This is a genomic window from Sphingobium agri, from assembly GCF_023051225.1.
Taxonomy (GTDB): Bacteria; Pseudomonadota; Alphaproteobacteria; order Sphingomonadales; family Sphingomonadaceae; genus Sphingobium; species Sphingobium agri.
Map to the genome: position 1 here is coordinate 98,609 of NZ_JALKHS010000005.1, position 12,577 is coordinate 111,185.

General features: G+C 66.4%; 5 protein-coding genes. All 5 read right to left on the reverse strand.

The window, feature by feature from the left end; all coding sequences use genetic code 11:
- Positions 1 to 26: 26 nt before the first annotated feature.
- On the reverse strand, positions 27 to 1,373 hold the full coding sequence (locus MU848_RS03150) for a multiheme c-type cytochrome (protein ID WP_380800144.1): 1,347 nt from the start codon (positions 1,371 to 1,373) through the stop codon (positions 27 to 29).
- A gap of 122 nt (positions 1,374 to 1,495) precedes the next feature.
- Entirely contained in the window at positions 1,496 to 7,927 is a 6,432-nt protein-coding gene (locus MU848_RS03155) for a histidine kinase (RefSeq protein WP_247230183.1), read from the reverse strand.
- A gap of 5 nt (positions 7,928 to 7,932) precedes the next feature.
- The gene (locus tag MU848_RS03160) at positions 7,933 to 9,645 is read right to left on the reverse strand and encodes a ShlB/FhaC/HecB family hemolysin secretion/activation protein (protein WP_247230211.1); all 1,713 of its coding nucleotides are present in this window, start codon (positions 9,643 to 9,645) and stop codon (positions 7,933 to 7,935) included.
- A gap of 185 nt (positions 9,646 to 9,830) precedes the next feature.
- Complete coding sequence (locus MU848_RS03165; RefSeq protein WP_201516357.1) at positions 9,831 to 10,544, reverse strand: hypothetical protein; 714 nt, start codon at positions 10,542 to 10,544, stop codon at positions 9,831 to 9,833.
- Complete coding sequence (locus MU848_RS03170) at positions 10,531 to 12,573, reverse strand: adenylate/guanylate cyclase domain-containing protein (protein WP_247230184.1); 2,043 nt, start codon at positions 12,571 to 12,573, stop codon at positions 10,531 to 10,533. Before MU848_RS03170 ends, MU848_RS03165 begins: the two co-directional genes overlap by 14 nt.
- Positions 12,574 to 12,577: the final 4 nt, after the last annotated feature.

Here is a 12,577-nt window from a genome sequence, read left to right on the forward strand (position 1 = left end):
CGCGCTCAACCTGTGCCGGAAGCCTCTCACCGCAATGCTCCGATACTGCGCGCCGCGCTGCCCAAGGCGCTGCGGAAGGCGGCGGGTTGATAGCTGTTGGGTTCCTTGACCGCTGCATAGGCGCGATTGACGTCCGCCCGGATGCCCGCAGCTGCGCCCACCGTCACGCGCCCAGACTTCACCATGGAGTTGAGCAGCGTGTCGATGGCCATTACCGCCTGCACCGACCCTTCATAGTCAGTGAAGCGCGGGCTGATCGCCCCGCCTGCGATCTCGCTGACAATGGCGAACGCCATGTCGCCGCTCGTCCTTGCGCCCGCAAATCCGTTCGCAAGCGCGCCAGCGCTCGCGGCCAGCTTGCCCGCTGCGGCGACAGCTGCTCCCCGATCCCGCGCGATTGCGGCATGAAAAGCCTTGCTGTCCGCGTCGAACCGGCCCGCCGCTCCCGGGGCGATCACCTTTGCCGCCGCTGACAGCATGATCATATTTTCATCATTGAAAGGGGGCATGCCCACCGGGATCGGCCGTCCGGGGTTCGCTTCCCATGTCTTGCTGCGCTCGGCCTGATCATAGATGCGCCGGTGGCAGCTCTGGCAGTCGAAGAAGTAAAATTCGGGGAACGCGCCTTCGCTTCCCTTGGCAGAGGCATAGAGGGTGAGCGCCCGCTCCACCGCCATCGCCTGTCCCACGGCCCAAAGCTTCAGGCTGTCCGTCCGCCCCTTGCGCCGGACATAGTCGGCATCCTCGTCATGATGGGCCTGCATCGAGGAAAACAGGTCAAGCTCGAACGACACGCGCGGATGCCCGGCGGCCATCATGCGATGGTCGACAAACTGGCCCGGCCGATCGCTGCCGAAATGGCAGTCGAGACAAACGGCGGCCCGCGCCTGAGGCCGGTCGAGCGGCATCATTCCCGCCGCGACGTTGGACGCATGGGTCGCTCCCACGGCATAATGGCTCGCGATCCAGCCGCCTGCCGCGCCGTGGCACGCCTCGCACCCGACGCCATCGCTCGCCAGGAACCGCGCGCCTTTTGCCGCCGCGGGGGTAGAATGGCAGCCGAGACAAGCGGGCGCCGCTGTAGGATCGCCGAAGCCCAAGGTCGATGCGATCTGCCGCCCGCGCGTGCCGGACAGCACGGCAAAGGCGCGGGCGTGCGCCCCGCCTGGACTCGAAGGCTCCTGCCAGCGCATCAGTTCATCCTGACGCACGACCTTGCCGTCGCCTTCCATCCGCCCATGGCAGGTGGAGCCCGCACAGGACGCAACGCCGGTGAAGCTGCGCGCCGCCGGAGCAGCGTCAGCCGCGCCACGATCGCCACCGGGCAACAGGCACAGCAGCAGGACGAGCAGCATCAACGCGCCCAGCATCATGCCGGCCGCGCGCCTGCTCCATCCATGGCCCATGAAGCCCCCCATTACACGCCCCCTTGCGCGCGATCGCTCTTGCCGCGTCCGCCCCGCCCTTTCAATCCCGTTTTGCTTGCTCTTTCCGCTTATTGCGCATCGCAGGCCGGTTCCCCTGGGCCGCCGCAGGGGCGATCCCACAAGTCCTCATTGCCAGCACCCGTCACCGGTTCGTCAATGAGCGGCGGATAGCCCTCCGTCACCACGTCGCGCAATTCGATCAGCGTGGTTGGGAAGGTGCGCGACACCGCCACTGTGGGGTCAAGCAAGCCCTCGAATGTCTCACGGCCATCCACGTTCACGGTTGCGCACGCGCCGAAGATGAAGCAGCCGTTGATCTTCGATCCGGCGGCGAAGCGCCCGTTCACCGTCACCAGAGGGATGGTGTCCAATCCGGTGGCGAAGGTTCCGTCGCTCATTGCCAGCCGCCCGTTGATCGCGATCTGCGGCCGTCCAGTTCCGCCGCTGATGATCAAGCTATTGGCGGTGAAGCCGCGCCGGTCCGCAAAGCTCGTCGAAAGCCCGCTATTCTGAATGAAGATGCCGTCGGCCGCCGCGAGCCGGATGTTCCCGGCCTGCAACATGCCCGCTTCCAGTGCCAGGCCGTCATTCTGCGCCAGCCGCAATTCACGCGCCGCAAGCGAATCCGCCGCGCGCACGTCGGCAATCGCCTCTGCGGTGGCAGCGTAGATGGACGGCGCCTCAAGCGTCAGCACGCCACCTAGCCCGCCATTGCCATCGCTGACCGCAATCGACCCAAGTCCGGCTATGACCTCAAGCGCGTCTCCTGCCGTCAGGGTCAGCCCGCCCGTGCCGGTGCGTCCGGTCATCGCGACCGCTCCCTGCACGCGCAGCAGGCCTGCCGCACCGATGCTCAAAAGGCCGCTGCCCGGAAGAATGTTCGTGCCGATGGTCACATCGCGCACGACCACATCGCCTGCGCCGAATATCGCGATGTCGGCTGCCGAGACACGCGCCAGCTCCGCCGCCGATAGGCTGTAACCTGCCGCGGCATCGCCGCCGCCGATGGCTGCTTGAGCGCCCAGGGCGTTGAAGCGCAACAGCCCCGTGGCGCTTACCCGCCCGTTCGCCGAAATGACGATGTCGCCAGCGCCGATCGTTACGGCCTGCCCACTCGCCTGGCCGCCGACCGCCATCAATCCGGCGGCGTTCAACATCAGGTCACCACTGGCCACCGCATTGACGATCGTCATGCCCCCGCTCGACCCAAGGCTGATGTTCCGGCCCAGCGCGGCGATGGAGCCCTGCGCCAATAGGCCGTTCACCACAAGGTCGCCAGTGCCAGCGTCCAACGACACCGCGCCACCTGAAGCCAGGGATTGCGCGCTGATGCCCACGCCGGTTAGCGCCAGGCTGTTACCTGAGACATTGCCGAGGGTGAGTGCACCGGCAGCAGTCATAACAATGCCACCCGCCGCTTGCGCATCGGCGATGTTCAAAGCACCCGCTGATCGCAGCAACAGGCCGCCAGTTCGCGCGGTCATGGCATTGGCGCTGATGCTGCCCGCGTCGATGTCGATCGCACCGGCGAGTAGCTGACCGCCAAATTGGGCCACTGCGCCGCGTTGCTGCAGCAAGCCGCCGATGTCGCTGCCACCAAGGTGAAGGCTGCCATTGACGATCAGGTCGCCGCTGGTCACCGCGTTGCCGATCTGGACGCCGCTTGCCGCACTGAGTGTCTGGCTGCCAGCCGTGAGCGTCCCGATGTTGATGCGCGCAGCTGATAATGTGCCGCTTCCCGCGCCGATCGCCAAGGTGCCGCCGACTGCAAAGTCGCCGCCGATTGCCATGCCCGAGCCGCTCAGCGCATTACCGCTCGCGTCTGCCATGTCGAGCAGTCCCGCCGATGACAAATTTCCGAGGCGGATGCTGCCCGTGCTGCTGCCTAGGCCGATCGCTGCCCGCCCGCTGGAAAAGACATCGCCGCCCGCGCCGTCGACGCTGCCATGTGCGAACAGGCGCAGATCTCCGCCCGCCGTCAGAGCGCTGCCGCCGATCAGGGCGATGTCACCGCCGCGCGCCAGGAGAGTCAGCAGCCCCACTGAGCGTAGCGATGCCCCAGCCGCGCTGATGGCGCCGGGCGTGTTGAAGTAGATGCTCGCCGCCGAAAGGCTGTCGGCGCCCTGTGCCCGCGCTCCATGGCTGAACGCGATGCCTGTTCCGGAATAGCCGGTCAGCGCGCCCGCCGTCGCCAGCCCACCGCCGCCGGTGAAGGCGAAGGAGAGCGGACCCTGTGTCAGGAAATCGGTTGCCCCGCCGACCCGCACGATATTGCCCGATGCTGCGAAGCTGATGCCGGTAAAGCTCGGCACCACCGCTCCCGCAGCGTGCAGCGTCATGGGTCCGTTGACGACCAGACCGCCCGCTGCTGCCGTGCTGCTGTCGGCGAAGCTGATCTGGCCGCCGGTGTCGCCATTGGCTGTCATGATCAGCGATGCGAGTTGCCGCTGCACCCCCGTGCCCAGCGCTGCACCGCCGCCATTGGTAAGACGCGCCGTGCCGCCGCTGGTCAGTCCGGCCAGCGCACCCGCGCCGCCCAGCCCTGCGACGCCATCCGCTACGATGGACAGGGGACCAATCAGGAAATCCGCGTCGCTCGCCTCGAATGAAGCAACGCCGCCAGCACCGGTCCCCCCGTTGCCGCCTGCGCCGTTAGTCAGAGCCGGATCGCTCGCCGTGCCGCCATCGGCTCCTGCGCCGCCCTGGCCGACAGCCGTGATGCTGTAGGCGGGCAGCAACGAGAAACTGCTGTTTACTCGCCATTTTCCGCCATTGATCCGCAATGTGGCGGCGCCCGCCACCGCGTTGCCACCCGCTCCACCAGCGCCGCCTGCGGGGCCGTTTAGCCCTGCCGATCCTGCGCCGCCCGTCGCATCGCCGCCGAGCATCAATTGCGCGCCGGTGAGCAGGCTGGCCCCCGCATCGACGGCAAGCAGCGCCGTCCCCCCAACCGCGTTGCCGCCACTTGCGCCCGCAATGCCAAGGCCGCTCTGGGAAGCGCCAGCGCCGCCTGATCCGCCAAAGGCTTGCGCCAGCAGGCCGATGTCGCCTGCATCAAGAGACGTCGACGCGCCGGTCAGGCCAAGCGTCGCAGTGCCGCCAAAGGCGTCGCCGCCCCGGCCTGCCGCGCCGTTCGATGCTGTTCCCCCAGCACCGCCAAAGCCCGATGCCGACACGCGCAACTTACCGCTGACGCTGGTGGCGCCGAAGCCGATATTGAGTGTCGCGATGCCGCCTGCGCCATTGCCGCCCGCTCCGCTGCTACCGCTGGTCGCGCCCGTGCTGCCGATGCCGTCCGCACTGACGATCAGGCTGGCGAAGCTGGGATCGACGTCGATCAGCATGTCTGCCGTGCCACCCTGGCCCGATCCACCCGCGCCGCCCTGTCCCGCGCCGTAGACGTAGATGGGCTCACCGGTGCCTTCGTCGAAACTGTCGATGTAACCGTTGATACCCGCCTGTCCGCCTTCGCCAGCGGCCGCGACTGTCAATGCGCCGATCGCATGGGCTTCGTTCAGATAAGCGACGCGTGCCGTGCCGCCAGTGCCGTTGCCCGCAGCGCCCCCTGCCGCATCGCTACTGTTATTGCCGCCAGCGCCGCCTGTGCCTGCCGCGGACGCCAGCAGCGAGGGTGCGGTCAAAGCGCCGCTTGCAAGCGTCAGTTCCGCCGTGCCCCCCGTTCCGTTACCGCCTTTGCCAGCTGTGTAAAAGCCGCCCGACCCGTCAGACCCAGCGCCGCCGCCAGCACCGCCGTGGCCCTGCGCCAGGACACTAAGGTCTTCGCTCACGATGATCTGGCCAGTGCCGCCTGCTCCCATCAGCAGACGGGCGGTGCCGCCGACGCCGGCGCCGCCATCCGCGCCGTTAGGACCGTTATAATTATAGTAGGAATAGGGATCGCCGCCGCCACCCGCCCCGTTGGCCTCGACTATGATGCTGTCCGCATTCAGCGCGCCGCCTCGGGACTCCAGCACAGCGGTGCCGCCGATGCCCGCGCCTGCAAGGCTCGACACTTCGTCCGCCGCGCTGGCCGCCATCGCTTCGCCGCCGGTGCCGCCCGCTCCCAATTCCAGCGTGGCGATGGTTGCATTGCCGCCGGTCATCAGGAACTGAACGGAACCGCCTTGCCCAGTCCCCGCCCGGAACTGCGTGACCCCATCACCACATTGCGGGCAATTGACGAAGGACGATCCGCCGCGCCCATAGGCGCCGCCGGAGAGCGTGGTGGCTTCAAAGCTGCCGCCTGCGACCAGGAAGTTCACTGTTCCGCCGGCGCCGTTGCCGCCGTCGCCCTGATTGAAATCCGATCCGCCAAGGCTCGACCCTACCGAGAAGGATTCCGAAATTTCTGTGGACGCACCGTCAGCCGAAGCAAAGACGTTGCCAAAGCGCATCACGGCGCTTCCGGCGGCGCCCGCGCGGCTTTCAACCGTTATGCTTCCACCCAGGCCGTCTCCGCCGCGACCTGCGACGCCGTCGCTATATTCTGTGCGGCCGCCAATTCCGTTCGCTTGCAGATACAGGTTGTTACCCATTGTGAAGTCAGCGTCAGTGGCGTGAACGAGCACCGACCCACCGGTGCCGTTCGCTCCATTCGCGCCATAGCCACCACGGCCATCCGCACTGATCGTGCAATAGAAACTACAGTCAGCGGTGAAGCTGCCACGCAGGCCACTTGTCGCACTGGCCGACAGGGTGATGCTGCCACCGCGCCCTGTTCCCGCGACGCCGCTCGCATCGCCGCCCGACGCATTGGCATATATGTCCAGATAGGCGGTGGTGATGTTGCCGCCCTCGGCCGACACATCGATCGTCCCGCCGGTTGCGTTGCCGCCGGTTACAGGTTGCGAAGAATAGCTTGCCGTCCCCGCCGATGTACTCAGCATCATGCCGCCGAAATCCATCTCGCCTGCCAGCGAGCCACTCGGCCCAGCGGCAGTTTGCGCCGAGACGGTGATGGTGCCGCCGGTTGCAGTGCCTGAACTTTCGCTGCCGATCCCCGCCCTGGCGTCGGCATAAGCGAACAGATCGCCCGCGCGGATCGATCCGCCCGCAGCGATGACATTGATGTCGCCGCCCGTCGCGTCACCGCCGTTAAGCACGGGAAGGTTGTAATCGCCAAGACCAACCGCGCCTGCGTCCAGCCGCATCGTGCCAGTGACGACAATCTGACCATTGGAAGCCGGTAACGCACTGCCGCCATAGGTCAGAACGTCGATCACCCCGCCGACGCCGCCGATCCCGGCAGTCAGGTTCATACTGCCCGCGCTGATGCTGCCGCCCTGGTCAGCGCGCACGGTGATCGCCTCGCCAGCTTTCAAATCAATGGCCCCGCTTGCCGCTATACCTCCCGCAGCACCGGATTGCAGCGTGATCGCCCGATCCGCCGTCAGGTTGACGTTTGCGAAGTTTGCATCTGCGCTTGGCTGGACGATGATGTTGCCCGACGCTTGCGCCGCTACATCGGGCTGCCAGGTCCCGCCGCCGATGCTGATGCTCGCCTCGCCCGTGCCGGTGACATTGCGCGGGCCGATTGCACCGCTTGTGACGTCGGAACCTGCCGACAGGATAACGCCGCTGTCGCTCTGGACCGCGCTTGCCGCCGCCTCGTAGCCGACATTGCCCGACAGCAGCATGGTAAGCGCGTTGTTTTTCGGAACCGCGACCATGAAGACTTTTTGCGCGGCAGTGCTTGCCGTGGAGTCCGGACGTTCGGTGCTACCCGTGTGTACCACGCCATTGGCGTCGGTCGTGCCAGCGCTGATGCTGATGTCGAACAAGCCGCCGTTGATCCGGATGTCCGCCGCTTCCGCGCCTACATAGGCTGCGGCGCCATCGACCCTGACCGTTCCGCCCTGCACCACGCGCGGCGCTACGAGCGCAACATAGCTGCCGCTGGTCAAGGCGTTGATCTGCGCGCCAGGCTTCAGCTCGACCGAGGATAGGACGTTGCTCGGCCCCCGGAAGCGGATTTCGCCATTGCTTCCGTAAAGCCCGCCTGTCGTATCGATATCGTTGCTGGTCAGCACGAGAGAGCCGACGTTGAACACGGCTCCCGGACCGGCGACGATGCCGCCGGGGGCGTAGAACCACACTTTGCCACCTGTACCGCTGCCAACCTGGCTTTGCACCGTGCCGTTCAGTTCCACGATCCGCGAAACGGACATGCCGCTGCCGTTCACCGGCAAGATGCGGTTGAGAACGGTAAAGTCGCTGAAGCCCCTGAACTCGACGGTGCTGTTTTGAGGCAGGAAGTCGATCGCCCCCGTTCCGCCGGTATCGTCAGGCGCCCAGTCGATGATCGCTTCGGAGGAGTTGAGCGAAATTACATCTGTATCCGGCGATGAGCCCTGCGAGACGAAGGCATCGCCCGATCGCACCGTATAGCTGCCTTGAAACGCCTTGTTGACCTGCGCGATGCCAGCCCCGCAACCGACCGCCAATGCAACGGCGCTGGAGCGGCCCAGCAGGGTCCAGAGCCAGTATGTGCTATGCTTCATGGACATCAACGCCTCCACGGCAGGATTTGCGTGGTGAAAGATAGAAGCAGGCGGGTGTCGCCGCGCTCGGTCTGAACGCCTGCCCGGCGCAAGGGGGTCGCCAAGGTGAGGTCGATCCGCGCACGGTTGGACCAGGTCGCCCTTACGCCGCCACCTGCCGAAAAGAGCTTCTGCGGATTACTTCCGGCCAAGGCGCTGCTGTGACGCCACATCCAGGCCCCGTCGAAGAACAGGAAGGGCTGAAGCGCGATGCCGCGCGGGCTGCGCGGCAGGATGTGTCCATAGCGGATTTCCGCGCCGAAGCCGATGCCGCTGTCCCCCGTCAGGGTGCCTGGATCATAGCCGCGGCCGACCGTATAATTGCCCGCGCTCATCTGCTCATAGGAGAGCAGGGCGTCTGGGCTATATTGGGCGCGGGGCGAGAGGGCGAAGGCCAGCTTGGGCGCGGGGCGATATTCCGCCTGCATGCCTGCCCTGACCAGAAAGGCCGAAGCATCGCCGTCCAGCTGGCCAGTGGGGATACAAGCCCCTGCCGCGCCACAAGGCTCGCTCGCGCCCAGCCCAGCGAGGCCCTGACGCACCTCCAGATTTCCGCCGATCCGCCATTTGGGTTCGACGCCCGAATAGCCTGTCGTGCTAACCAGACTGTCAGCATCGATCGCTTCGCCTTCCAGCCGCAGGAATACCACCCGCAGCCGATCGCGGGACAAGGGCAAGGAGCCTACGCGCAAATCCTGATTGACGACATCAAGCCCGCCGCTCGCCAGCAGGGTATGCACCTGCCGCCGCACCAGCGGGTAAGACAGCGCCGCCGTCGCGATCATGGTTTCGGACTTGAGGTCGAGCCCTTCGATATCCGGCTTGCTCCAGGCAAAGGTCAGGTCGCCCGACAGTCGCAGACCGTCGCTGCCCAGTGCCATGCTATGCCCCGCCTGCAATACCGTCTGCTCGTCGGGCTGCACGGTGTTGAAGATGCTGAGTAGCGTGCTGTCGCCCATGCCGGTCAGGTCGTTGAAGCGCACCCGCGCCAGACCGCCGAAGCGGCCCACGGCATTGCTGCCGAGGTTCTGGACATTGACGTCCAACTCAACCCGGCGGCGAATCACCTGCACCTCGCCGACCACCTCGCCCGGCGCCGTCCCGGCGGGCCGCAATGCCAGGCGGACATCATAGCCGGGCAAGTCACGGGCCAGCAGCAGATGCCGTTCCGCCTGATGCACATTGAACAGCGGCTGACCCTTCAGCGCCTCCATATGCGCGGCGATCAGCTTTTCACTCCTGCCGGCGTCGCCCCGCACTTCGATGGCGATCAGCCGGGCCATCAATATGTCGAAGCGGACAGTGCCGCCCTTTTCGATCCGCTGCGGCGGAACCTGCACGGCCGCAAGATAGCCCAGTTGGCGGAGCGCCGTCGCTGCCCGGTCGCGCACTTCGCACAGGCTCGCGATCGGAATGTCGCGCCCGGCCAGATCGCGCCAGCTATCCTTCAATATGCTCGCATCGACGCCGCGCAGGCCGTCGAACTGCACATCGGCGAAGTTCACGGTGACGTTGGCGAAACGGGGATCGGCCAAAGGGCACGGCGCACGCTCGACCCCTCCCTCGACGCGGAGGCGGCTTCCCTCGCCCGCCACGTCGGCAGCCTGTTGCCCCGGAGACAGCTCCTCGCGAGTCGGCGCGCGCGGCGCCGCCTGGGCCAGCGCGGCGGTCGGCACCATCGCTGTCAATGCCAGCGCAAGCCCCCACTGCGCCCGCCCATTCGTGCGGGATATTGCCCCCTGAAACCCCATCGACGTATCAACCCCCAAAGTAGGAGGGAAGCGGCCTTATCGCCTGTCATCCCTGCCGCTGCGACCGTCCGGGCGCAGACGCTGTGCCCGCCGCCCGCCCGCTTATCAAGTCCTTAGCGCGCCGCCGTGTCGATCAGCAGGTCGAGCTGCGCCTGGCAGCCTTTCGCGATCAGCGCCGACGCCATGCCCTCGATCCCCGCATCGGCCGCCCCCAGCAGCGCCAAGCGAATATCCGTCGAACGTCCGCCAGCATCGATGCGATAGGCCGCGCCATCCTTGACGGGCAGCGCTGCGGGCCAGGCGGCAATCGCTTCATTGGCCGCGAAATCGGCGGACGCCTGCGCTCCGCCGCCGCTGATGCGGACGGTCACGGGCTTTGCAGCATCGGCCCGCCACAAGCGCACGGCTGCTGGATCAGTGACGCACAGCGCGCCAGGCTGCGCGACATCGACCAGCCACAAATTGGGCCGCTTCGTCGCCGCCGGGGCTTCACCTACGGCGCCTCTCACGGCCCCTGTCCTCGCCCGCCGCACGCGTTTGGTATCGAGCAGCGCGGCCATGGTCACATCGGTGGCAGGAGTCGCCGCCACCGCTGTCACGCTGAAGCGGCCCGGCCCGCGCAACGTCCGCGTACCTTTCGTGTCGAGCAAGGTCACCACGTCCCCCGCCTTCAGCAGCAGCGATCCCCCATCGGGCAACTTCTTGCCTGGCGCATAGCTTCTGGCAGAGGGTCCAGACGACCGTACCACCAAGCTGTCGGCCCATGCAGGGGCCGCCCCCAGAGCCGCCGCCATGCCAAGCGCGACCGCCCCCTTAGCCCAGACCATAAATTCCTCCATCCCCAATATATTCATAGCGATACACGAGATTGGCGAGTCCCGCATCATCCGGATATTTCCGCGCAACCGCTTTCAGGCTCGCCAGCGCCTCAGTCCGTTTGTCCGCATTTTCGTCATCGAAAGCGGCCAGCGCCGCCCTTAGCAGATCGCGATCTTCCACCGGAAAGTCCGGCACCGGTTCGAACAGGTCGACCGGGGTCGCGCGCCCGCGCAGCCGGACCCGGCCCATCGGACGCCACCAATCGAGGGTCGATCGCTCCACGGCCTCCCGCGAGACCAGCACGGATGTTTCCAGCGGCTTGTTCGCCGCTTCCAGCCGTGCAGCCGTGTTCATGCTGTCACCCAGCGCCGTATATTGGATGCGGCCTTCGCCGCCGAAATTGCCGACGATCGCATCGCCATGATGCAGCCCTACCCGGGTTCGCCCGATCGGGGGGACACCGGGTGGCAAGTCCTGCCGGAACCGCTCCCCCGCCTGCCACATGGCATAAGCCGCAAGCGCGGCATTGCGCCCGTCATCTTCTCGCGCGATCGGCGCGCCCCAAAAGGCGACGACCGCATCGCCCACGAACTTGTCGATCGTACCCCCATGGGCCAGCACCACGTCGCTTAACATATCAAGATAGCGGTTGAGCAACTGGGCGACCATTTCCGGCGCGATCGCATGGCTGAGCTTGGTAAAGCCCTCAAGGTCCGTGAAGAGGGTGAAGATCGGCCGCTTTTCACCATGCAGCGCCAACTTTTCAGGCTCGGCCAGGATTTGCGCGGCAATGTCGCGGGGAAGATATTTGCCAAGCGCGGCCTGTGCGAAGCGGCGCTGTTGCGAATTCACCGCTCTTGCGGCCGCGCTCACCGCCGCGAACGCGATGACCCAGCCGAGCGCCCAGCCCGCTGCGGGCAGACCCTTGGTATCCCAGCCGCTGGCCTGCAGCCAAAGCGGCAAGCCAGCTATCGCGCCAGCCTGAAAGCCAAGCGCGGGCACCAGCCAGAACCATCGCAAATCGGCAAGGCTGGTCAGCGCTGCGGCCAGCACGATCAGCGCCGCCGCAAGCCATAAGGCCCAGCCGGGCACGGCGGGCAACAGCGCACCGTCCAGCAGCTGCGCGAGCATCGTCGCATGCACTTCCAGGCCGATCATCGTCGATTTCGCCTGCCGCCCGGACAGCGGCGTTTCAAACTGGTCGATATCGACGATGTCGCCACCGATCAGGACATGACGGCCCCGTACCATCGGCGCGAGCGCAGCCGCCATTGAGGGGTCGGCGATGAGGTCGATCTGAAGGCTGGGGATCACCGGCTCTTCCGATCCGTCCGCCTGGGCGCGTGGCATCCGGTATTGGATGGCGCCCCGATATCGGGCGAAGGCGCGGGACGGCTGCATCGCCAGCGACAGTAGCGGAGGCTGTCCTGCCACCGGCACCGGCCAGCTGCGCGCAACATTGTCGCTGTCGGTTTCCAGGCGAATGCTGGCTGGCCTGACCCGATCGGTCCGCGCTTGAGCGAGGAACCGGTCGAGATATTGTTGCTGTTCGAAGATGATCTGTTCGCGATTGTCGCCGAAATTGGCGTAACCAAGCCAGACCGGCGTGCGCATGGCATGCAGGGCGGAAAGCAGCTGTCCATCCTCATCCTGCGGCTGATCAAACAGGATATCGATCCCGATCGATTTCGCGCCCATGCTGTCCAGGTTGCGAAGTGCCCGCGCGAGGAGGCCGCGATCCAAAGGCGATCGCTTCCGCGTCGCAATCAATGTCTGGTCGTCATAGACGACCATCAGCACGCGCTTGTCCTGCTCGACCCGGGGAGCGAAGGCAGCCGCGCGCCAGTCGTAGAGGCCGCGTTCGGCATCGGCGGTCGGGATTTCGCGCTGCGATCCGGCTCCACCCAGCGGCTTGTCCCAGTCCCAGCCGGCGATGAACAACGCGAGCAACAGCAGCAGCGCGGTTCCGGCAAGCCGCCCCCGCCCCGCATCCCTCATCACGCGCGCACCCCGGTGCAACAGGCCGTGCGCCGCCATGCTG

Excerpts from the sequence above, each read along its gene's own strand:
- MU848_RS03150 (WP_380800144.1), bottom strand. The coding sequence starts at position 1,373 with ATGATGCTGGGCGCGTTGATGCTGCTCGTCCTGCTGCTGTGCCTGTTG.
- MU848_RS03155 (WP_247230183.1), bottom strand. The coding sequence starts at position 7,927 with ATGAAGCATAGCACATACTGGCTCTGGACCCTGCTGGGCCGCTCCAGC.
- MU848_RS03160 (WP_247230211.1), bottom strand. The coding sequence starts at position 9,645 with ATGGTGCCGACCGCCGCGCTGGCCCAGGCGGCGCCGCGCGCGCCGACT.
- MU848_RS03165 (WP_201516357.1), bottom strand. The coding sequence starts at position 10,544 with ATGGTCTGGGCTAAGGGGGCGGTCGCGCTTGGCATGGCGGCGGCTCTG.
- MU848_RS03170 (WP_247230184.1), bottom strand. The coding sequence starts at position 12,573 with ATGGCGGCGCACGGCCTGTTGCACCGGGGTGCGCGCGTGATGAGGGAT.